Consider the following 22,398-nt stretch of genomic DNA (forward strand, 5'->3'; position numbering starts at 1 on the left):
GCCTCGCGTATAATCGCGCAGCGACTTTTAATATAATTTCCACCGTGGCAAAACTCTACTTCCGCTATTCTGCGATGAACGCAGGCAAATCGACCTCCATGCTGCAGGTCGCCCATAACTACGAAGAACAGGGCTTGATCGTGCGCCTGTTCACCGCCGCCATTGACGACCGCTATGGCGTGGGCAAGGTGACTTCCCGCCTGGGGCCGCAGCGCGAAGTCGAGCTGTTCTCGTCTGAGACCAACTTCCTGCAAGACATGCAGAAAGTGGCCTGTGTGCTTGTCGACGAGGCGCAGTTCCTGTCACCGGAGCAGGTCAAGCAGCTGCACCAGCTGGCGCAGGCCAAGGGCGTGCCGGTGATCTGCTACGGCTTGCGCAGCGACTTCCGCGGCGAGCCGTTCCCGGGTTCGGCCTACCTACTTGCGCTGGCCGACGATATCGAGGAAATCAAGAATATCTGCACTTGCGGCAAAAAGGCCACGATGAACATCCGCGTGGACGAAAAGGGCGAGCGCATTCGCGAAGGCGAGCAAATCAGCATCGGCGGCAACGAGGCTTATCGCCAGGCCTGCGGCCGCTGCTTTTATACGGGTTAATTGGATAGACTGTTTTACCTGACGCCGTCGCTATGCCTTGCGGCGGCAATCTGGGTGCTGTCGCAGCGCTATGTGGCGTTCACGCTGATGCAGCTGCCGGGCACCCTGTGCCATGAACTGGCCCATTTCGTGGCCGGGCTGCTGACGTTTGCGCGGCCGGTTTCCCTGTCCATCATCCCGCGCCGCGAGGGCAAGGGCTATCGCCTGGGCGAGGTCAAGCTGGCCAACGCGCGCTGGTACAACTCCGCTTTCACCGCGCTCGCGCCGCTGCTGCTGGCGCTGATCCCGTGGTGGGTTGCCGTGCTGCGCACGCGCGGCACCTGGCATTTCGAAGCGCTGGACGCCGGCCTGGCCTTCCTTGTCGCGCCGCAGTTCCTGGCCTGCTGGCCGTCTGCGACGGACTGGAAGCTGGCCGTGCGCTCATGGCCGTTGCTGCTTATCGCAGGCGCAGGGTGGTACGCCTGGACGACGATCCCGTGGCTGCATGGCCTGGTAGCTTGAAGGCGCGCACTTCGCGGACCAGCGCTTCGGCCTGATCCTGCATGGCGCCGGCGGCTGCGGCGGCTTCCTCTACCAGGGCGGCATTCTGCTGCGTGACCTGGTCCATCTGGCCGATGGCCTGGTTGACCTGGTCGATGCCGGCGCGCTGTTCCTCGCTGGCGGCACTGATTTCGCCCATGATGTCGGTCACGCGGCCGACGCTGTTCACCACTTCTTCCATCGTCGCACCGGCCAATTCGACCAGTTTGGCGCCGGCTTCGACTTCACCCGTGGAGTTGGCGATCAATCCCTTGATCTCCTGTGCTGCAGCGGCGCTGCGCTGGGCCAGGTTGCGCACTTCGCTCGCCACCACGGCAAAGCCGCGGCCCTGTTCGCCCGCGCGTGCCGCTTCGACAGCCGCATTCAGGGCGAGGATGTTGGTCTGGAAGGCGATGCTGTCGATCACGGAGATGATGTCTTCGATCTTACGGGAGGCCTCGTTGATGGCTCCCATCTTCTCCACCACTTGCGCCACCTGCGCTCCGCCGCGCGAAGCGACGTCCGATGCTTCGCGCGCCAGCGCATTGGCTTGGCGGGCGTTGTCGGCGTTCTGGCGCACGGTCGAAGTCAACTCTTCCATCGAAGCGGCGGTTTCCTCCAGGCTCGAAGCCTGCTGCTCGGTACGCGCCGACAAATCCTGGTTGCCGGCTGCGATCTGCGACGAAGCAGTGGCGATCTGGTCGGCACCCTCGCGCACGCCTCCAACCACGTCCGCCAGGCGTTCGCTGATGCCGTTCATGGCGCCCAGGACCTTGCCGATTTCATCGCCGGTGGTCACGTCCAGCCGCACGGTCAGGTCGCCGCCGGCAATACGGTCGGCCGCGCCCTGCACCTGCAGCAACGGGCGGCTGACAATGGCGCGCACCAGCAGCAACAGGCTGGCGGCAAAAGCGAGCAGGGCGACGATGCCGCATACCGCATAACGGTTGCGAGCAGTGACGGCATCCCTGGTGATCTCCTTGACGTAGGTGCCGCCGGCAACGATCCATTTCCAGTCGTCGAAGTAGCGGTACACCAGCAGTTTTTCCTGGGGCGAGGTCTTGCCCTCTGCATCGGACCACATATAGCGCACCTCGCCCGATTTTTGCTCAAGCATCTCGCGGATGAAGGTCTTGCCGTTGCTGTCTTTGGTCTCCAGCATCGATGCGCCTTCGCTGGAAGGGTGGACCAGCAGCGTGCCGTAGTCCTTGCCGGGGGCTGCATTCAACACGTAGACGTAGCCGGTTTCGCCAATGCGGATGCCCTTGATCTTGTCCTTCAGGGCCGTAATGTTCTTGCTGATGTCCAGGCCGATGAACAGCACGCCGACAATCTTGCCCGAGGCGTCCTTCACCGGGTCGTATTGGGTGATGTAGGGCTTGCCGAACAGTTGTGCGAGTCCGGTATAAGAGCGGCCTTCGCGCAGCCGCGCATAACTTGGGTTGTTGTGATCGAGCTGGGTGCCGATGGCGCGCTCGCCGTTCTCTTTCTTCACCGAAGTGGTCACGCGCACGAATTCGTTGCCGTCGGCTGCAAAAATGGTGGCGATGGCGCCCGTTTGGGCGGTGAAGTTGTCGGGAATGCTGAAATCGTTGTTGACGGCCTTGCCGCCGGCGGCCAGCTCGCTGCCTTCCAGCGAGAACGGGCCGGGCACCTGGGCGGCGAATTGGCGCGCGTAGCTGGCGGCATCGTTGACCATCGCAGCGTTGAACACGTCCAGCATATTGGAGACGCCATTCAGGTCGGCAGCAACCTGGTTGCGAGCGCGCTGCTCCAGCATGGCAGTGCTGTTCCAGTTGATGAAGACAATAAGTAGCGCTAACAGGGCGCTGACAAGGATAAACGTGAAGGCGGCAATCTTGGTGCCGACGCTCCAGCTGCGAATGGGAGGCGTTGGATGGGACATGGTTCTTGATTATTTTTGAGGCAGGGCCGATATGATATCGCGTTGCTACCTGGAAATTTCACCTGTTACAAAATGTTTCTTCGAAAATTCAATGACTTAGCGTAAATCTTGTCAGATGGCTTAACCTTCAGGCTGGCTTAAGTGAAGCCCAGCACACTGCCCATCGTCCCCTCTCTCCCAGAGAGTGTCCTATCCTGTAGAATGGGATCAGCACTATTCTTATAGAATCACCTACGTTCGGAGCAAGCCGATGAAGAAGCACACCCTGTTGGCCACCCTGTCCCTGGCACTGGTCACCGCTTACGCGGGCGCCGCCCAGGCAGACAAGGCGACAGACGTCACCGTCAAGCCTGCAGCACAGCAGATCCAGGCCGCCTTGTGGGCGTCCCGCGTGCTGTCGCGCTACCATTACAAGGCTACGCCGCTGGACGACGCGATGTCGGAGAAGATCTTCGACCGCTATTTCAAATCGCTCGATGGCGAGAAACTGTTCTTTACCCAGGCCGATATCGATTCCTTCAGCAAGGAAAAGTCGCGCCTGGATGACGCGATCAACAGCGAAAACCTGCAAACGCCTTTCGCTATCTACAACCTGTACCAGCAGCGCTTCGCCGACCGCATGGCCTATGCCCGCGAACTGCTGAAATCCAAGTTCGACTTCACGCAGGACGAGAGCTACCAGTTCGATCGCGAGAAGGCCGACTGGCCGAAGTCGGAAGCCGAAGTGAAAGACCTGTGGCGCAAGCGCGTGAAGAACGACTGGCTGCGCCTGAAGCTGGCCGGCAAGGACGAGAAGTCGATCCGCGAGACGCTGGACAAGCGCTACGAAAACTACGTGACCCGTTCGCGCAAGCTGAATAGCGAAGACGTGTTCCAGATCTTCATGAACGCCTACGCCATGTCGATCGAGCCGCACACCAACTACCTGGGCCCGCGCGCTTCCGAGAACTTCGACATCGCCATGCGCCTGTCGCTGGAAGGCATTGGCGCCGTGCTGCAGAACCGCGACGAGTACACCGTGATTCGCGAAATCGTGCCGGGCAGCCCGGCCGGCCTGTCCAACAAGCTCAAGGTGGGCGACCGCATTGTTGCCGTGGCACAGGGCGAATCTGAGAAATTCACCGACGTGCTGGGCTGGCGTATCGACGACGTGGTGCAGTTGATCCGCGGCCCGAAAGACTCGACCGTCAGGCTGCAGGTGCTGGGCGCTGATGCAGGCCCGGACGGCAAACCCTTCGTGCTGTCGCTGGTGCGCAAGAAAATCAGCATGGAAGAGCAATCGGCCAAGCGCTCGATCCTGGAAGTCAAGGATGGCGCTGTCAAGCGCCGCATCGGCGTGATCTCGCTGCCGACCTTCTACCAGGACTGGGATGCGCGCCGCAAGGGCGACAAGGACTACAAGAGCGCCACGCGCGACGTCGCCCGCCTGCTGGGTGAGCTGAAGAAAGAGAAGGTCGACAATGTGCTGATCGACCTGCGCAACAACGGCGGCGGTTCGCTGACCGAGGCGGTCGAGCTGACCGGCCTGTTCATCGACCGTGGTCCTGTGGTGCAGCAGCGTAACGCCGAAGGCCGCGTCGAAGTGGAGGCGGACAATGTGCCTGGCCTGTCGTGGGATGGTCCGGTGGGTGTGCTGATCAACCGCGGCTCGGCTTCGGCTTCCGAGATCTTTGCGGCGGCAATCCAGGATTACGGCCGTGGCCTCGTGATCGGTGAACCGAGCTTCGGCAAAGGCACCGTGCAGACCCTGGTCAACCTGGACCGCTTCGGCCAGAGCGACAAGTCGCGCTTCGGCGAGCTGAAAATGACGGTGGCCCAGTTCTTCCGCATCAACGGCGGTACCACCCAGCTGCGCGGCGTGACGCCGGACATCAAGCTGGCTTCCACCAGCGATGCTGAAAACTTCGGCGAATCGAGCTACGACAACGCGCTGCCATACACCCAGATCAAGCCTGCGGTGTATATCCCGGCCGGCGAGTTGAAGGAAATCGTGCCGATGCTGGATAAAAAGCACGAGGCACGCGTTGCCAAGGACAAGGACTACCAATACCTGCTGGACGACATCAGCTATGTCAAAAAGCAGCGCCAGGACAACGTGGTGTCCCTGAACGAAACCGTGCGCCGCAAGGAGCGCGACCAGCAGGAGGCGCGCGCCAAGCTGCGTGAACAGCGCCTGGCTGCCGGTCCATCGCCGGATGATCCGATCCTGGTGCCGGACCCGAAAGATGCGCTGAACAAGGCGATTGCCGCCAAGCCTGCCAACCCGCGCGCCGCCCAGCGCCAGGCCAACCAGGTGCGTGGCGCGATCCGCACCGATGACGGCCTGCAAGCGGACGAACGGTCGCTGTCGGCCGAACTGGATGCCGAAAAGGCCGCCAAGAATGCCAAGGACGTACTGTTGAACGAAGCAGTGCATATCCTGGCCGACGAGGTGAGCGTGCTGCGCACCGATACCCGCCTGGCCAGCCGAGTGCTGCCTTACGTTAGCGACAAGTGATATTGCGAATGGTTATATCTAGTATTACTACAATAAAGTAGACAGATATACCGCGCCGCAGCATACTTGCACCTGTCTCCTCTATTCTCCTCCAAGGAAATAGACTTCAGCCCGCTCCCAGAGCGGGCTTTTTTTTTGTTCATCGCGGATGATCGGGCCAGTGCCGGCGGCAAAGGACGGGTCAGACCCAAGGGTCTGACCCGGATAGGCTACGGCCGATGAACCTTGTTTGATCGCCCCGGCGATGGGACGGTAAAATCCCGCCTGTGCGTACATCTATCAAATTGACTGTTTTTGCGGCTGCAGTACTGGCGATTGCCGGGGCGGGTGGCTATTTCTACTATTCTTCGCCGGCGAACACCGTAGCGGCGCGTTTGCCCGAACTGGTCAAGCGCGGCCCGGCGCCGACCGAGCGCGCCTGGCCAGCGCGGCTGGAAACCTTGCTGGACGCCGGCTTGACCGACCCCTACGGCATCGCTGCCGACAAGCAGGGCAACGTCTATTTCTCGGACGGCGGCGAGAAAAATACCGTGTCGGTGTTGGCGCGAGATGGCAGCGTGCGCGTGCTGGCGGGTGGCATAGAGGGTTACCGCGACGGTGCAGGCGCCGCCGCCTTCAACACTCCTTCCGGCATCGCGCTGGACAAGCAAGGCAACGTCTACGTCGCCGATACTGGCAACCACGTGATCCGCAAGATCGCAGTGGACGGCACGGTTTCGACCCTGGCCGGCAGCGGCATTGCCGGCTTTGCGGACGGGCAGGGCGCCCAAGCCCAGTTCAATGGCCCGGTCGGCGTGGCGGTCGATGCAGCCGGCGTGGTATATGTCGCCGATACCTATAACGACCGGATTCGCAAAATCGCTCCCGATGGCACCGTCACCACGCTGGCGGGCAGCGGGCGCCCCGGTTTCGTTGACGGCATGGGCGAGGCGCAATTCGATACACCTTGCGGGATTGCGCTTGGCAAGGACGGCATCTACATCGCCGACACCAGCAACGATGCCGTGCGCCGCATTAACAAAGACGGCTCGGTGGTGACGATTGCCGTCGCGCCGGAGCTGGAAAAAGAGCCGCTGCTGCGCCGCCCCATGGCGCTGGCGGTGACGCATGATGGTTTCGTCTACATTGCCGTGTCGTCGCGCGGACGCCTGCTGCAACTGGCGCCCGACGGCAACCTCGCCGGAATGCCGGACGCCGCGCGGCCCGCCGATCCTGTCACGGGCATCGATGGCAATATCCAGCTCTACGGCCCGCGCAGCCTCGCCCTGGCGGCCGATGGCACCCTGGTCATCGCCGACGGCTCCGCCCAGCGCCTGCACCGCGTGGTACATGCCGGCGCGGGGGCTGCCCCTGCGCAGCCAGCCGCGCAGGTCGCCAAGGCGCTGTCATCCAGCCCGGGCGTGCAGGCTGGCGCGCCGCTGATCGGCGCTGCACACGCCGCGGAGCCGATGCCGCCCGCCGGCGCACCGGCCGCGGCAGCCAGCGATCTCATGGCCCGGCGCAACGAAGGCCCAATGCCGTGGCCCGTTCTTCCGCAAAACCAGCCGCACGAGGTGGTTGGCCTGATGGGCGAGGTGAGGGGAAGCTATGACGGCGACAGCCGCCACCACTTCCACGCTGGCCTCGATGTACAGGCCGATGTCGGCAGCTCGGTCCATGTGGTCGAGAAAGCCAAGGTCAGCGACCCTCTGCCCAACTGGGCGTATGGTTCGCTCGGCGAGGGCATCAACCTCGGCACGACCAGCTACATCCATATGAAGGTCGGCCGCGACAAGAAGAACCGTGCGCTGGACAACCGGTTCCAGCTCCTGCTGAACGATCAAGGCAAGCCGGAACGGGTGCGCGTCCGCCGTGGCACGCGCTTCTATGTTGGCGAACAACTGGGCGTGGTGAACCAGATGGCCCACGTCCACCTCAACCTGTACGACCACGGTCGCGTGGTGAATCCGCTTGCGCTGCCATTCCCCGGCCTGCGCGACACCATTGCGCCGGTCATCCAGGGCATTGCGCTGTATGACGCCAGCGACAAACGCCTGCCGGCAAGGAAAGGCAAACGCCTGGAAGTAGCGCGCAGCCTGGGCGAAGTGAACGTGGTGGTGGACGCTTTCGACCAGATGGACGGCAACCTCGCACGCCGCCGCCTGGGCTTGTACAAGCTGGGCTACCAGTTGCTGCAGGCTGACGGCACGCCGGTTGCGGGCTATGAGCAGCCCCGCATCATGCAAACCTACGACCAGTTGCCCAAGCAGCGCGAAGCAGTGAAGGTGGTGTACTCCGCCGACAGCGGCATCACCGTTTACGGGAGCAAGGCCACGCGCTTCACCTATTCGCTGCTAAGCCATCTGTCTGAGGGCGAAGTCGTACCCGGCCGCTGGCAAGTAAGCGAACTGGCGCCGGGCGACTACACGCTGCGCATTTACGCCGCCGACTACGCCGGCAATACCGCCACCTCCGGCCGCGACCTCGCACTGACGGTCAACTGACTTCGTTATTGTATCGAGGTATTGCGGCCGTACAGGCTGCGCTGGGATGGGTTGCCGGTGACGGCGATGCGTCCGGAACCGTTGGCGCGGGCGTCGACCTTGTGCTGGACCCAGGCTTGCACGCCGCCGGAGCCGTTGCTGGTGATGTTGGCTTCGTCGGCGCGCAAGTCGTTCAGCTGGGCGCTACCCGAGCCTTGCACCTGCACGTCAAGCGCGCGCACGATGCCGCGCGCATAGAAACTGCCAGAGCCGGATGACGTTACGCGCAAGGCATTGCCGCGTACGGAGCCGATATTCACGCGGCCAGAACCGACCATATCCACCACAGCCGACTTGCTTTCCAGCCCGTCCGCATACAACTGGCCCGAGCCGGCGTGGCGCAAATCCAGCTGCTCGACGCGGCCGCGCAGCTCGAGATAGCCGGAGCCTGTGTGCGAAACGGCCAACGGTCCGCCTGCCAGGCCTTGCACCTCCGTGCGCACGGAGCCGCTCGATTCCAGATTGTCCAGGCGCTGGACCGTGTACCGCACGTGGATCGGCTTGCGGCTGTCCAGGCGATCTTCCGTCCACACGCGCAGCGTATCGCCGCGCACTTCGGTATGCACCAGCGGCACCAGATTGCCGTCGCCCTCGATCACCAGCGATGGCGCGCTGCCTACCTTGACGTCGACATCCATATCGACGCGATGGCGGTTCTCGATTCGCAGGCCGGTGGCGCTGGTGATGTCGCGGGTTTCAGTAATGGTCGTTCCGTTGCCCTTGACGTAGTCGCTGCTGTCGTTCAGCACGATGACGCAGCCTGCCAGGGTGAGGGAGATCATGGCGGCGAGGGGGAGCTTGGTGCGCATGGTTGTGTCCTTGTTGTGCGAGCCAGTTTGGATGAGAGCATCCTATCGGCCATCTCGGTTGCATATGGCGGGAATGCGACGAAATGCAGAAATTGAGTGCTGAGTTGTAAAAATTGATAATATGAAAGTGTCGGCATACGGCCGGCCCGGCAGCTCCGCTGCTGAGAACAATCTAGGTAATACCCCTTACTTACGCCGCGGATAGGCCATCTGCGGCGTTTCTTTTGCATGCCCGTGCTTTTTCGGCCAGTCAAGGCTTGTGCCCGCACAAACCCCTCTAACGCCGGGCTACCTAAGCTGTTGAAAGGTTCAGTCTTTTTCAGAGGGGAGGGCTCTATCATGTGCGCAATTGCAAGAAAGTTGGCCTTGGCCGCCACCAGCCTGTTACTGGCGGCAAGCGCTTTTGGCGCGACTGGCATCGGCAATACTTCGGCCGATGACGTCACGCTCGGTGGTTTCGATTCGGATGCCTTTGTTTTTTCCGCTGGCTGGAATCCGCATGCAGGGGTGAACGGCGACACCACTGGATTTGGTACTGCCTTCGATGCGTATGGCAGCGGTGCCTGGAGCTTGCTCGACAAATACGACCTCAATGCCGGCTTCGCCAATATGGGCGTGTTGCAGTTCGGCTTTGCAATGAACAGCGGCACGGCGGGTACCTGGTCGGTGCACAACGCGGGCCCAGCGAACATGGTGCTTGACCTCGTCTTCGCCATGCACGCGGCAGATGCGGGCGCGGGCTTCCTGTTCGATAACCAGGCCATCAACGCCGGGCAGACCCTGAACGGTACCTGGCGCATCGAATGGTTCACGGGGGCCAACAACGCGTATCCGGACTTTTCCAACCTCGCCTTGTTTGGGCGCGACGTGTCGGCCCTGCCTGAGCCTGGCGAATACGGCATGCTGCTGGCGGGCCTTGGCGTGCTTGGATTGCTTGCGCGCCGGCGCAGCACGGAGTGACTATATTTCGGAAAGGTAATGAACGCCGTCGAGGTCGCTAAACCGCTACATTGAAGTGGCAGTCTTAACTTCACCAGAAGGGGAATCGGAATGGAACCAATTGCAAAGAAGTTTGCATTGGCTGCCAGCAGCATGCTCCTGGCGGCAAGCGCCTTCGGCGCTACAACTATCGGTAATACCTCCGCAGACGATGCCACGCTCGACGCGCAAAGCGCCGACGCCTTCGTTTTCACCTCGGGCTGGAATCCTCAGGCGGGCCTGAGCGGCAACACCAGCGGCATGGGCGTCACCTTCGACAGCTTCGGCAGCGGCGACTGGACCTTGCTGGGCAAGCACGAAGGCGGTTCCGGTACGGGCTTCAGCCTGTTTAACGCGTTGAATTTCAGCTTCGATGCAGGGGACGGCAAGACCGGCACCTGGACCGTCACCAATACCAGCGCGCAAAGCGTTTCGCTGGACCTGGTGCTGTCGCTCAAGGCTGCAAACGGCGCCGGTGCCTTCCTGTTCGATAACCAGGCCATCAATGCCGGCCAGACCCTGAGCGGCACCTGGAATATCGGCTGGTTCACCGGAAATAATCAAGCCCATCCCGACTTTTCCAACCTGACCATGTTCGGCCGTGATATCGCTGTTTCGCCGGCGCCTGAGCCTGGGGAATATGCCATGTTGCTGGCTGGCCTGGGCCTGATCGGCTTTGTGGCGCGGCGGCGCAAAGCGCTGTAGACTCTTTGAAACGGTCGTGCTATTTTGCTGGCGCGACCAATTCAAGGAGACAGCATGGACCTGAATTACTCTGCCAGGGATGAGGCCTTCCGCGCTGAAGTGCGGGCTTTCCTGGCAGCGAACCTGCCCGCCGACCTGCAAGCCAAAGTCCGCAAGCACCTTCGCCTGAAGCGCGAAGATTATGTGCGCTGGCACAAGATCGTCGCCAAACAAGGCTGGGCTGCACCGGCCTGGCCGACCGAATTCGGCGGCCCGGGTTGGGATGCTACCCAGCGCCACATATGGGAAGAGGAGTGCGCAATTGCCGGCACCCCGCCCATCCTGCCCTTCGGTGTCAACATGGTGGCGCCGGTCATCATGGCTTTCGGCAGCCCGGAGCAGAAGGCCTATTACCTGCCGCGCATCCTCGATTGCACCGACTGGTGGTGCCAGGGCTATTCCGAGCCGGGCGCAGGGTCCGACCTGGCGTCGTTGAAGACTACGGCGGTGCGCGCGGGCGATCATTACATCGTCAACGGACAGAAGACCTGGACCACGCTGGGCCAGCACGCCGACATGATCTTCTGCCTGGTGCGCACCGACCAGGACGTGCGCAAGCAGGAGGGCATTACCTTCCTGCTGATCGACATGAAGACCCCAGGCATCACCGTACGGCCGATCATCATGCTGGACGAAGACCACGAGATCAATGAAGTCTTCTTCGACAATGTGCGTGTGCCGGTTGCGAACCTGGTCGGCCAGGAGAACAAGGGCTGGACTTACGCCAAGTACCTGCTTGGCCACGAGCGCACCGGTATTGCGGCGGTGGGACGCTCCAGGCGCGAACTGCTGTTCCTGAAAAAGATAGCGAACCAGCAGCAGAAGAACGGCAAGTCCTTGCTCGAGGACCCGCTGTTCGCGACGCGCGTGGCGAACCTGGAAATCGAGTTGATGGCGCTGGAGGTCACCGTGCAGCGCACCATCGCGCAGGAAGCGCATGGCCCCGGGCCGCAGGCTTCGGTGCTGAAGGTGCGTGGCTCCGAGATCCAGCAAATGCTGACGGAGCTGATGGTCGAAGCACTGGGCCCGCAAGCCTTGCCCTTCGATCCGGATTACCTCGATGGCAAGCGCGAACATGCATTGGCCGGTGACGACGAGGCGTCGCCCCTGGCAGCCTGCTATTTCAACTTCCGCAAGACTTCGATCTACGGCGGCTCGAACGAAATCCAGAAGAACATCATCACCCAGATGATCCTGGGACTGTAAGGAGGCGGCATGGACTTCAGCTTCAAGGAAGAGCAACAACAATTTGCCGATGCGCTGCGCCGCTGGGTCGACAAGGACTACAGTTTTGAAGCGCGCAAGAAGATCATCCATTCGGAGGCCGGTGTTTCCAGCCAGGCCTGGGCTACGCTGGTGGAGCTGGGGATGCTGGCGCTGCCTGTGCCGGAGGAGCAGGGCGGTTTCAACGGCAGCGCGGCCGACATGATGGTCGTGATGCAGGAACTGGGTCGCGGCCTGGTGGTCGAGCCGTACTTCGCCACCGTGCTAGGGGCGCAGTTCCTCAAGCTGGCGGGAGGCCATGACGACGTGCTGGAGCGCGTTGCCGCTGGCGAGCTGAAGCTGGCATGCGCGCTCGGTGAGCAGCAGTCGCGCCACGTGCTGAACGACATCCTGGTTACCGACGGCGCCGGCGCTGGCCGCATTTCGGGCCGCAAGACGGTGGTGCTGCATGGCGGCCAGGCCGGCGCCTTGATCGTCTCCGCACGCAGTAGCGGCGCCCAGGGCGATACTGACGGCATTTCGCTGTACCTGGTGCAGCGCGACGCGCCAGGCGTGCAGGTCACCGACTACCGGACCATCGACGGCCGGCGCGCCGCAACGGTGGAATTCAAGGACGCGCAAGGCACGCTGCTCGGCGCGCAGGGCCAAGGTTGGCCGCTGATCGAGGCGGCCACCGACTACGGCGCTGCGCTTCTCTGCGCGGAAGCCATTGGCGCCATGGACGCGCTCTTCGCCGCCACGCTCGAGTACTTGAAAACCCGCCAGCAGTTCGGCGCACCGATCGGGAAATTCCAGGTGCTGCAGCATCGGATGGCTGACATGTTCATCCACCTCGAGCAGGCGCGCTCGATGGCCATGCTGGCGGCGGCCAAGGCCGGGTCGGACGACCACGAAGAGCGCCGCCGCGTGGTTTCAGCCGCCAAGGCGCGGATAGGGCAAGCTGCACGCTTTGTTGGCCAGCAGGCGGTGCAGCTGCATGGCGGCATGGGCGTGACGGACGAACTGCCCGCCGCACACTATTTCAAGCGACTGGCGATGATCGAGGTCACGCTGGGCGACGCAGATCATCACCTGGAGCGCTTCATCGCGCAGCCGGGATTCAAGGAGGCAGCTTGATGGCGCGCTTGGTACGTAACGTGGCGGAACTGGAAGCATTGGTGGGGCAGGAAGTCGGCGTCTCCGGCTGGGTCGACATCACGCAGGATCGTGTCAACAGCTTCGGCGTTTCCACCAACGACGAGCAGTGGATCCACACCGATCCGGCGCGCGCCGCTGCTGAATCGCCCTATGGCGGCACGGTGGCGCATGGCTTCCTGACGCTGTCATTGTTGCCCGGGCTGCTGCAGGATGCCGTGTTCATGGAAGACATGCGCATGGGCGTGAACTACGGCCTGGACAAGGTGCGCTTCCCCGCGCCGGTCCCGGTCGGCAGCCGCGTGCGCGGCCACGTCGTCCTGCGCAGCATCAGCGCGGTGGCCGGCGGCCATCAACTGGCATGGGAAGTCACGGTCGAATGCGAAGGCAGCGAAAAGCCCGCCTGCGTAGCGGAATTCCTGATGCGCCGCTACTCCTGATCTCAAACCTCGACACAGAAGCGGTTGCGGCCATCTTTCTTGGCCCGGTACAGGGCGTTGTCGGCGCAGCGCACCAGCGCATCCGGGGTGCCGCCCGTGCCGGGCAGCAGGGTGGCCACGCCCAGGCTGACCGTTACCGTGTCGCCGGCTGACGACATGCGGTGCGGGATTGCCAGCGCGCGCACGCTGGCCAGGATGCGCTCGGCCACCGTCTCCGCGCCCTGCGCGCCGACCTGGGGCAGCAGGATGACGAACTCCTCGCCGCCGTAGCGCGCCAGCAGGTCCGGCGAACGGCCGGCGCATTGCAGCATGGTGTCGGCGACTTGCTTCAGGCAGGAGTCGCCGGCCTGATGGCCGTAGGCGTCGTTGTAAAGCTTGAAGTGGTCGATGTCGATCATGATCACTGAAAGCGGCATGGCCGAACGGGCGCAGCGCCGCCATTCGTTCTGGATTGCTTCGTTGAAGCTGCGGCGGTTGGCGACGCCTGTCAGGGCGTCGGTCAGCGTCAGCTCACGCATGGCGTCGGACTGGCGCTTCAATGTAAGGTGGGTGCGCACCCTGGCGCGCACTACGGCTACATTGAATGGCTTGGTGATGAAGTCGACCGCGCCCGCTTCCAGCGCCCGGGTCTCGTCCTCGGGCGTGGTCAGCGCGGTGACGAAGATGATCGGGATATCGCGCACATCCGACGCGGCGCGCAAGGCGGCGCATACTTCGTAGCCGTCCATGCCCGGCATGACTGCGTCCAGCAGGATCAGGTCGGGCTGGTGCTGGTGCGCCAGTTCCAGCGCCTTCTCGCCATTCATGGCAAACAATACTTCATGCTCCTCGCCCAGCACGTGGTTGAGGATCTGGATATTCTCCATGGCGTCATCGACGATCAGCAGGCGCCCATTGTGCGCCTGGTCGGTCCATGTCATGCGGTTTCCTCCCGTTTCATGATCTCCTGCAGCCGTTGCTCGGCGTCGCTGAAGTCGAGCGTTTCGATGGCATTGGCCAGGCCGGGCAGCAGGTCCGGGCAGCGCTGCTCAAGGATGGGGGTGAGCGCCTTGAACGCCGCCAGGGCGCGCATATTGCTGTTCCGGAGCAGCATTTGCAGGTCCCCAAGGGCTTGCGGCAAGTTGGACACGGGCGTGCTGCCGGCGGCGGAATGCACCGGCGCCGGCAATTCGCGTGCGGCGTTGATCACCACGGCCAGTGCCTGTTCAAGCGCCAGCAGCAGGGCGGCGGCCGAACTGTCCTGCCCTTCGGCGACAGCGCTCTCGGCCTGGGCGCTCAGGCGCGCCACATCGGTGGCGCCGAGGTTGGCGGCCACGCCTTTCAGCCGGTGCAGCACGCGCGTGGCGGCGTAGCGCTTGTCCTGGGCCAGGCAATCGCGCACTTCGCGCACGGCGTCGCCCTGCGAATTCTCGAAGCGCTTCAGCAGGCCGGCGAAGGCCGAATAATTGCCGGCCACGCGCCGCAATGCAGCTTCCAGGTCGATGCCGGGCACCGTGGACGGGCGGCCATCCTTGCGCTGCTCAGCGCGCGTTGCGGCCGATGGACCGTTCGCCAGCTCCGGGTGCAGGGGCGCGAGGCGCCTCAGGGTAGCGATCATTTCGTCGACGTCGATCGGCTTGGCGATATGCGCGTCGACGCCTGCCTCGATGGCGCGGATGCGGTCTTCCGGCATGACGTTGGCGGTCATGGCGATGATGGGCATGCTGCGCAGGCCCATGGAGCGAATCGCTTCGGTGGCGCGGTAGCCGTCCATCACGGGCATCTGCAAGTCCATCAGTACCGCGTCGAAACGTTGCGGGTCGTCGCGCAGCATGTCCAGTGCGATCTCGCCGTTGGACGCCACTTCCACCAAGGCCCCGCAGTGAAGCAGGATGTAGCGCGCCATTTCCTGGTTGATCTCATTGTCTTCCACCAGCAGCACGTGCATGCCGGCCAGGCTGCCGGAAAGCGCCGCCTGGCTGCCGCGGTGCTCCGGCTGGTTGATGCCGGTGATTGCGGCCAGGGCCGCATCGTGCAGGCGCGACGGGGTGAAAGGCTTGGCCAGCACCGCATCGATCTGCAGGCTGTCGGCCAGTTGCTGCAAATCGTCGCTGGCGCGCTCCGGCGCCATCAACACGACCTTGGGCAATGCCAGGTTTTCGTCGCGCGCCTGCACCAGCATGGCGATGCCGTCCGTGGCGGGCATTGCGCTGTCGAGCAGGAGCAGATCGAAGCGACGCTGGCGCAGCGCCTGCAGGGCCTCGGCAGCGGTGGCCAGGGTGGTTGTCGTCCATTGCATGGCGTTGCCCGCCCGCTGCAGCATCTGGCGTACGCTGGCGTTGTCGTCGACAGCCAGGACCTTGAGCCCGTGCAGGCTGGCTGTTGATGCGCGCGGTGCGCTGCCGGCAACGCGCTGCAGGGGACAGGTAAAGCGGAAGGTCGAGCCCCGGCCCAGCGTGCTTTCCACGGCGATGACCCCGCCCATCAAGTCCGACAGGCGGCGCGCAATGGCCAGGCCTAGCCCCGTGCCGCCGTAGCGGCGGCTGGTGCTGCTGTCGCCTTGCGAAAAGGCGTCGAACATATGGGGCTGCTGTTCGGCCGGGATGCCGATGCCGGTGTCGCGCACGGTGAATTCCAGCGTCAGCGAATTGGCGCTGCCTGGCGCCTCGCGTACCGTCAGCACGACTTCGCCCCGCTCGGTGAACTTGATGGCATTGCTCAGGAGGTTGAGCAACACCTGCTGCAGGCGCATCGCATCGCCCACCATTTCCGGCGGCAGCGCAGGCGCGATGTCGAACACGGGCTCCACGCCTTTGTCCCAGGCGCCGTTTGCCACGAGTACGGCAGTCGCGGCCAGCAACTGCTCGAGGTTGAAGCGCGCTTGCTCGAGCTGCAACTGGCCGGCCTCGATCTTGGAAAAGTCCAGCACGTCATTCACGACGCCAAGCAGGCTTTGCGTCGCGAGCTGGATCTTGCTGACGTAGCTGCGCTCGCGCCGTTCCAGCGGCGCCTCTTCCAGCAAGCGCGCCAGCCCGGTGATGGCGTTCATCGGCGTGCGGATCTCATGGCTCATGTTGGCCACGAATTCACTCTTGGCCCGGCTGGCGGCTTCCGCCCGGTCGCGGGCGCGCATCAGTTGTTCGTTCAGCTCCTGCAATTTCAATTCGCCGCGCTTTAGTTCGGTCACATCCGAGCCTAGGGCATAAAAGCCTCGCACGGCGCCCGCTTCGCCGCGGTCCGGAATGAAGTTGATCCACGCATAGCGCGGCTCGCCCGTCGGCAGTTCCAGCTCGCGCAGAAAGTGCTGCGGACTGCCATCGAGCACGGCATTGATGTGCGGCCGGATCTGTTCCAGCAGCGCGGCTGGCAGCACGTTGCCGATGGGTTCGCCCATGGCCTGCTCCAGCGTCTTGCCGAACCAGGCCAGGAAGTACTTGTTGGCGAAATGGCAGCGCAGCTCCGCGTCCCAGTAAGCCACCAGGCCCGGCAGGTTTTCCGTCACCGTATGCAGGAAGCTGGTGCTGCGCGCCAGGCTCAGGGAGGTTTGCTGCAGGGCTTCGTCGGCACGTTTGCGGTCCGTGATATCGAGCGAGATGCCCAGCAGGTGGGTGGCGATGCCCTGTTCGTTGCGCAGGGCCACCTTGCGGGTGGTCAGGTAGCGCATTTCCCCGGCGGCGATGCGCACCGCTTCTTCAGGTATTTCCATCACCTGTTCCGACGCCAGCACCTTGCGGTCGGCTTCCACGAACGCCGCTGCCTGCTCCGGCGGGAAGAAATCGCGGTCGCTCTTGCCGAGCAAATCCTCGCGCGGCCGGCCAAGCAGCAGTTCACCCTGGCGGTTGAGCAGTTCAAAACGCAGGTGCTGGGCATCCTTGACGAAGACCATGGCCGGCATGTTCTCCAGCACCGACTTGAACAGGGCCTTGGACTGGCGCAGCGCCGCTTCCGACTCCTTCTGCTGGGTGATATCCATCAGCACGGCGGTAATGCCGGCCATCGCGCCATCGGCGCCAAAGACCGGGTAATAGCCGGCAATGAAATGGTTGCTGCGGCCGGGGCGCGAAGCGGTAGTGCCGCAGATTTCGGTGTTCGGCACCGCTTCCCCTGTGGCGAGTACCCGGCGGTAGGCCTGGTTCACCTGGGCCACCAGGTTGCGGTCGCTGATGACTTCATCGAAGCGGCGCCCGATATGGTCGTTGACCGCCAGTCCGTTCATCGAGGCGAGGTAATCGTTGATCATCAGGATGCGCAGGCGGGTATCGACAAAACTCAGGCCCACCGGCGCCGTGGCGTAAATCGTTTCCAGCAGGGCGTTGGAATTTTCCAGTTGCTGCGTGCGCTCTTCGACCACGCGTTCCAGGTCTTGCCGATGGCGGGTCAGGTCGCGGTCGAGCCGCAGCAGGGTGTCGCCAATCTGCTTCGCCTCCTGGAAGGATGCGCGCGGCGCTTCGATGGGCGCGCCGCTTGCCAGCGCCTGGGCCGGCGCGTGCAGGGCATCGATCGAGCTTGCGATGCGGCGCGCAGCCAGGGCAGCTGCGGCAAAGCCGGCCAATACCAGCGCCGCCAGCACGGCGAACACCGCGAAGAACAGGCCGTCGAAAGCAAGCAGCGCTTCCGGCCTTGGCGAGGCCACCGCCACGCTCCACGGGCTGGCTGCACCGCGCAGGTAGCCGACCTGCAGCGGCAGGCCATGCAAGGCGTCGGCCGCCGGCTCGCCGCTGGCCCGGCCGTCGTCATGGCTGCGGGCCACCAGCTTGCCGTCGGGCGCCAGTACGGCGATCACGGCGCCGGGGGCAAGCTGCATCTCCTCGGCCACCTTGTCCAGCGCGTCGCCGGGCAGCAGGACGCTGAGGGTGGCGGGCGCCTTGGCGGCGCGCTGGATCGGCACGTCAACCGCCAGGTGGGCCGGCTCCTTGCCGTTCGCGCGCAGCAGGCTGACTGCGGAACGCGCATTCGGCGCTAACCTGATGCGGGCCGCGTTGGCGGCGCGGTCGACCGGCAGCTCATTGCCGGCAATGAGCTGTGCCGCGCCGCTTTCGGTGAACAGGATGTGGGATTGGTAGGGCAAGGCTGGCGGCAGCGCGCCGCTTGCCTGGCTGCGCAGGGCCACCAGGTCGCCGCTACGGGCGCTGGGGCTGCTGGCCAGCGCGAGGGCCGCAGCTTCCGCGGCCAGCAACTGGCGGTCCACGATGGCGGCCGCAGCGCGTTCGACGCGCTGGACCTGCAGCTCGGCGCGGCCCAGGTCGCGCTGCTGGAAATACACCAGCAACAGGGCCACCGCCAATAGTGCTGGCGCCGCGCAGGCCGCGGCCAGCAGTGCGAGCTGCGACCGCAATGGTGGCAAGGGCTTGCTGGATTCATCCCGCACGGCACGTCCTTTCGGAAAAGTGACTGCAGGATGATGATAGCTTAGCTTGTCGTGGACGAGAAGCGCGCAATCTCCAGTTTGGCGATGGCGTTGCGGTGCACTTCATCCGGCCCGTCGGCCAGGCGCAGGGTGCGGTTGCCCGCCCACTGGTAGGCCAGCGGGAAATCGTCCGATACGCCGGCCGCGCCGTGGGCCTGGATCGCCCAATCGAGCACCTGTTGCGCCACATTGGGCGCCAGCACCTTGATCATGGCGATCTCGGACTGGGCGACCTTGTTGCCGACCGTGTCCATCATGTAGGCCGCTTTCAGGGTCAGCAGGCGCGCGGTATCGATCCTGATGCGCGATTCGGCGATGCGTTCGCGCCACACGCCCTGGTCCGACAGCCGCTTGCCAAATGCAACTCGCGAGGTCAGGCGCTGCACCATCAGTTCCAGCGCACGCTCGGCGACACCGATGGCGCGCATGCAGTGGTGGATGCGGCCCGGACCGAGGCGGCCCTGGGCGATTTCAAAGCCGCGCCCTTCGCCGAGCAGGATGCTGGAAACAGGCACGCGCACGTTTTCGAACACCATTTCGCAGTGGCCGTGCGGCGCGTCGTCGTAGCCGAAGACCGGCAAGGGACGCAGCACCGTCAGGCCCGGCGCATCGGCCGGCACCAGGACCATCGACTGCTGCGCGTGGCGCGGGGCGCTGAAATCGGTCTTGCCCATGGCGATATACACCTGGCAGCGCGGATCGCCGGCGCCGGAGATCCACCATTTGCGGCCGTTGATCACGTAGTGGTCGCCGTCGCGCTCGATGCGCGTTTCGATATTGGTCGCATCGGACGATGCCACCGCCGGTTCGGTCATCGCAAAGGCGGAGCGGATCTCGCCGCGCAGCAGCGGTTCCAGCCAGCGCTGCTTGTGTTCTTCCGTGCCGTAGCGCTCAAGCGTTTCCATATTGCCGGTATCGGGTGCGGAGCAGTTGAACACTTCCGCCGCCCACGGTACGCGGCCCATGATTTCGCACAAAGGGGCGTAATCGAGGTTGGACAGGCCTTCCGGGGCGCGGCTGGAGCGGGGCAGGAACAGGTTCCACAAACCCTGCTCACGGGCCAGCGGCTTGAGGCGGTCAATCAGCTCGGTGGGAATCCAGCGGTTGCCTTTCTCGCGGCCGTTGCGGTCCACCTCCTCATGGAAGGCTTTCTCGTTCGGGTAGATGTGCTGGTCCATGAAGGCCAGCAGGCGCGCCTGCAATTCCTTGGTTCGCGGGGAGTAGTCGAAGTCCATGCCGATTCCTTATTCGATTGCCTTGCCCTGGGCATAGACCCAGCCCATGGCCGCCATCGGGTGGGCCAGCTTGCCTGATTCCAGTGCCTGGGCGCTGGATGCCGTGCCGTCCACGTAGCGCTTCATGATGCCCTGCATGATGCTGGCCAGGCGGAACATATTGAAGGCGAGGTAGAAGTTGAAGTCCTCCAGGCGGATTGCCTTGCCGGTGCGTTCGGCGTAGCGCGCGATGTATTCGCGCTGCGAGGGAATGCCGAGCGCCTTCAGGTCCAGGCCGGCGATGCCGCGGAACTTGCCCGGCTCGATGTGCCAGCTCATGCAGTGGTAGCTGAAGTCCGCAAACGGATGCCCGAGCGTCGACAGTTCCCAGTCCAGCACTGCGAGGATGCGCGGCTCGGTCGGATGGAAGATCATGTTGTCGAGGCGGTAGTCGCCGTGCACGATCGAGGTGTCCTCGCCGGGCGGGATGTTGGCAGGCAGCCAGGCGATCAACTGGTCCATCGCCTCGATGGTCTCGGTCTCGGATGCCTTGTACTGCTTGCTCCAGCGTTCGATCTGGCGCTGGAAGTAGTTGCCCGGCTTGCCGTAATCGCCAAGCCCGATGGCGTTGTAATCGATGGTGTGCAGCTGCGCGATGACGCGATTGAGTTCATCGTAGATCGCAGCACGTTCGGCAGGCGTCATGCCGGGCAGGGACTGGTCCCACAGCACGCGGCCTTCGACAAATTGCATCACGTAGAAAGCGCGGCCGATCACTTCTTCGTCCATGCACAGGCAGTATTGGCGGGCCGCCGGGAAGCCTGCCTTGTGCAGCGCGTCCATGACGCGGAATTCGCGTTCGATGGCGTGGGCGGATGGCAGCAGCTTGGCCGCCGGAGCCGGCTTGGTGCGCAGGACGTACTGCTGGCCGCCGACCGTCAGCTTGAAGGTGGGATTCGACTGGCCGCCCTTGAACTGCTCGACCTTCAATTCGCCCTGCGGATAGCCTTCCACGTGCTGGCGCAGGTATGCGTCCAGCGTGGCGGTGTCGAAACGGTGGCGCTCCGACACCTCCTTGGTGCCCATGAATTCTTCGAACATAATGCCTCCTTCCGAACGATCGTACTATTTTTATGGGCGGGAAAGCAAGCGGGATTTGGAATATTCCTTGAACAACTGCTCCATGGTGGTGCTGCGGGTGGCCGCTTGCAGTGGCGCGGGCGGGGCGAAGTTCGAAAACCGCACGATCCAGTCGTGCCGTTCCTGGCCCACGTCGAGGGCGTTGATGCAGCCGGCAGCCTGCGACAGGTTGCCGAGGAAAAGGCGCTGGCCACCGGTCAGGGCATAGGACAGGATGGCGCGATTGACGCCGCCGTGCAGGACCAGCAGCACGGTATCCCAGCCATCGTCGGCCAGCAGCCTGGCGATGGCGGGATGGATGCGGTCCATCAGCTCGCCGACCGATTCGCCGCCGAGGAAGCGGCGCTGCTCCGGCACCACGCCCTCAAAAGCGCCGGTGAAGGCTTCCCGCAGTTGATCGTCCGGGATGCCGGACAGCTTGCCGCCGCGGATTTCGGCCAGCTCGGGCCAGGTTTCGAGCTGTACCTGCTGGCCGGTTTCCGCCAGCACGCGCTGCGCAGTTTCGACCGTGCGCGGCAGGCCGGAGACGATGACGCGGTCGAACTTGATGCCATCGGCGGCGAAGGCCTGGCCGGCGGCCGCAGCCTGCGCGCGGCCGGCCTCGTTGAGGGGGACGGTTTCGGGCAGGTAGGGTTTGCCGGCCTGGTCGAAATAGGTGACGCTGCCATGCCGCATCAGGAAGATGCGGCGCCGTTCAGGGTTTGCTGTCATAGGTCCGTTAGAAGAAGATTGCGAGACGCGTAATGATGGTTCCGTTATTAGTATAAGGCCCAGTTGCGCGCACGTTGCCGGAATCGGGTTTGCCGTCATCCAGCTTGGCGTCGATCTGCTCGGCAAAGGTGTCGGGCAGGTTGTCGAAGCGGATGCCGTTGCCGCCACGGCCACCCACGACGTCGTTGTAGATGTACACCGCGCCGCCCTGGGCGCTGGTCATGAAGTCGGTGGTGCCGTTGTAGGAACCGGTGATCAGGCCCGCCAGTGCCAGATGCTGCGGCGCCAGCTGGTATTCCGTGATCTGGCCGTCGCCGTTGCCGTTGCCGGCCGCGCCGGGAACGTGGGTGGTGGCCAGGATATCGTCGCCGGGCAGGGCGCGGAAGCGGTCCTGGTAGGAGTTGACGGCCGCCTGCAGGGCAGTAGCCTGCTGGATGATGCTCTTGACCTTGGCGCTGTCGATCAGGGCCTGGCCTTTCAGCACGCCGCCCAGCAGCAGGCCGATGATGACCAGGACGATGGCGATTTCAACGAGGGTAAAGCCGCGGTGTCTCATGGCGCTCTCCTTGGGTTGCATG

General features: G+C 63.8%; 17 protein-coding genes. 9 read left to right on the forward strand and 8 right to left on the reverse strand.

Annotated features, from left to right (window positions below; all coding sequences use genetic code 11):
• Nucleotides 1–44: 44 nt before the first annotated feature.
• Together ACN9M3_RS15255 and ACN9M3_RS15260 are read left to right on the forward strand one after the other, a co-directional pair.
• Nucleotides 45–596, forward strand: coding sequence for a thymidine kinase (locus tag ACN9M3_RS15255; protein ID WP_426171930.1), 552 nt, complete (start codon nucleotides 45–47; stop codon nucleotides 594–596).
• The gene (locus ACN9M3_RS15260; RefSeq protein WP_426323539.1) at nucleotides 597–1,097 is read left to right on the forward strand and encodes a hypothetical protein; all 501 of its coding nucleotides are present in this window, start codon (nucleotides 597–599) and stop codon (nucleotides 1,095–1,097) included.
• On the opposite strand, the gene ACN9M3_RS15265 is transcribed toward ACN9M3_RS15260, so the two are convergent.
• Nucleotides 1,033–3,021, reverse strand: coding sequence for a methyl-accepting chemotaxis protein (locus ACN9M3_RS15265; protein ID WP_426323541.1), 1,989 nt, complete (start codon nucleotides 3,019–3,021; stop codon nucleotides 1,033–1,035). The two genes, ACN9M3_RS15260 and ACN9M3_RS15265, sit on opposite strands and share 65 nt — an antisense overlap.
• Nucleotides 3,022–3,271: 250 nt before the next feature.
• Between ACN9M3_RS15265 and ACN9M3_RS15270 the strand changes: the two genes are divergently transcribed.
• Entirely contained in the window at nucleotides 3,272–5,518 is a 2,247-nt protein-coding gene (locus ACN9M3_RS15270) for a carboxy terminal-processing peptidase (protein WP_426323543.1), read from the forward strand.
• A 266-nt stretch (nucleotides 5,519–5,784) separates the two neighbouring features.
• Entirely contained in the window at nucleotides 5,785–8,001 is a 2,217-nt protein-coding gene (locus ACN9M3_RS15275; protein ID WP_426323545.1) for an SMP-30/gluconolactonase/LRE family protein, read from the forward strand.
• A gap of 5 nt (nucleotides 8,002–8,006) precedes the next feature.
• Here ACN9M3_RS15275 and ACN9M3_RS15280 read toward each other — a convergent pair whose 3' ends face one another.
• Nucleotides 8,007–8,849 (reverse strand): head GIN domain-containing protein, encoded by an 843-nt coding sequence (locus tag ACN9M3_RS15280; protein ID WP_426323547.1) that lies wholly within the window; start codon nucleotides 8,847–8,849, stop codon nucleotides 8,007–8,009.
• 339 nt (nucleotides 8,850–9,188) lie between these two features.
• On the opposite strand from ACN9M3_RS15280, the gene ACN9M3_RS15285 reads away from it, so the two are divergent.
• The 5 genes from ACN9M3_RS15285 to ACN9M3_RS15305 all read left to right on the forward strand — a co-directional run bounded on the left by ACN9M3_RS15285 (nucleotide 9,189) and on the right by ACN9M3_RS15305 (nucleotide 13,369).
• On the forward strand, nucleotides 9,189–9,809 hold the full coding sequence (locus ACN9M3_RS15285; protein ID WP_426323549.1) for a PEP-CTERM sorting domain-containing protein: 621 nt from the start codon (nucleotides 9,189–9,191) through the stop codon (nucleotides 9,807–9,809).
• Nucleotides 9,810–9,899: 90 nt separating this feature from the next.
• A complete protein-coding gene (locus ACN9M3_RS15290; RefSeq protein WP_426323551.1) occupies nucleotides 9,900–10,532 on the forward strand; it encodes a PEP-CTERM sorting domain-containing protein in 633 nt (210 codons plus the stop codon).
• Nucleotides 10,533–10,586: 54 nt separating this feature from the next.
• Nucleotides 10,587–11,777 (forward strand): acyl-CoA dehydrogenase family protein, encoded by a 1,191-nt coding sequence (locus ACN9M3_RS15295; protein WP_426323553.1) that lies wholly within the window; start codon nucleotides 10,587–10,589, stop codon nucleotides 11,775–11,777.
• A 9-nt stretch (nucleotides 11,778–11,786) separates the two neighbouring features.
• Nucleotides 11,787–12,911, forward strand: coding sequence for an acyl-CoA dehydrogenase family protein (locus ACN9M3_RS15300; RefSeq protein WP_426323555.1), 1,125 nt, complete (start codon nucleotides 11,787–11,789; stop codon nucleotides 12,909–12,911).
• Nucleotides 12,911–13,369, forward strand: coding sequence for a MaoC family dehydratase (locus ACN9M3_RS15305; protein ID WP_426171951.1), 459 nt, complete (start codon nucleotides 12,911–12,913; stop codon nucleotides 13,367–13,369). The genes ACN9M3_RS15300 and ACN9M3_RS15305 overlap by 1 nt, the downstream gene beginning before the upstream one ends.
• A 2-nt stretch (nucleotides 13,370–13,371) precedes the next feature.
• Here ACN9M3_RS15305 and ACN9M3_RS15310 read toward each other — a convergent pair whose 3' ends face one another.
• The 6 genes from ACN9M3_RS15310 to ACN9M3_RS15335 are packed head-to-tail and all read right to left on the reverse strand — an operon-like array spanning nucleotide 13,372 to nucleotide 22,376.
• Nucleotides 13,372–14,289 carry a diguanylate cyclase domain-containing protein gene (locus tag ACN9M3_RS15310; protein ID WP_426323558.1) on the reverse strand — a complete coding sequence of 306 codons (918 nt, stop codon included), beginning with the start codon at nucleotides 14,287–14,289 and terminating at the stop codon, nucleotides 13,372–13,374.
• Nucleotides 14,286–18,716 (reverse strand): PAS domain-containing protein, encoded by a 4,431-nt coding sequence (locus ACN9M3_RS15315; RefSeq protein ID WP_426323560.1) that lies wholly within the window; start codon nucleotides 18,714–18,716, stop codon nucleotides 14,286–14,288. The genes ACN9M3_RS15310 and ACN9M3_RS15315 overlap by 4 nt, the downstream gene beginning before the upstream one ends.
• A 41-nt stretch (nucleotides 18,717–18,757) precedes the next feature.
• Complete coding sequence (locus ACN9M3_RS15320; protein ID WP_426323562.1) at nucleotides 18,758–19,990, reverse strand: acyl-CoA dehydrogenase family protein; 1,233 nt, start codon at nucleotides 19,988–19,990, stop codon at nucleotides 18,758–18,760.
• A gap of 9 nt (nucleotides 19,991–19,999) precedes the next feature.
• Nucleotides 20,000–21,070 (reverse strand): phosphotransferase, encoded by a 1,071-nt coding sequence (locus tag ACN9M3_RS15325; protein WP_426323564.1) that lies wholly within the window; start codon nucleotides 21,068–21,070, stop codon nucleotides 20,000–20,002.
• Between the two features lie 30 nt (nucleotides 21,071–21,100).
• Nucleotides 21,101–21,820, reverse strand: a complete 720-nt coding sequence (locus ACN9M3_RS15330) for a histidine phosphatase family protein (RefSeq protein WP_426323566.1) — start codon at nucleotides 21,818–21,820, stop codon at nucleotides 21,101–21,103.
• Nucleotides 21,821–21,827: 7 nt separating this feature from the next.
• On the reverse strand, nucleotides 21,828–22,376 hold the full coding sequence (locus ACN9M3_RS15335) for a prepilin-type N-terminal cleavage/methylation domain-containing protein (protein ID WP_426323568.1): 549 nt from the start codon (nucleotides 22,374–22,376) through the stop codon (nucleotides 21,828–21,830).
• Nucleotides 22,377–22,398 lie beyond the last annotated feature (22 nt).

Origin of the sequence: Pseudoduganella sp. R-43 (genome assembly GCF_049913255.1) — a bacterium.
Taxonomy (GTDB): Bacteria; Pseudomonadota; Gammaproteobacteria; order Burkholderiales; family Burkholderiaceae_D; genus Rugamonas.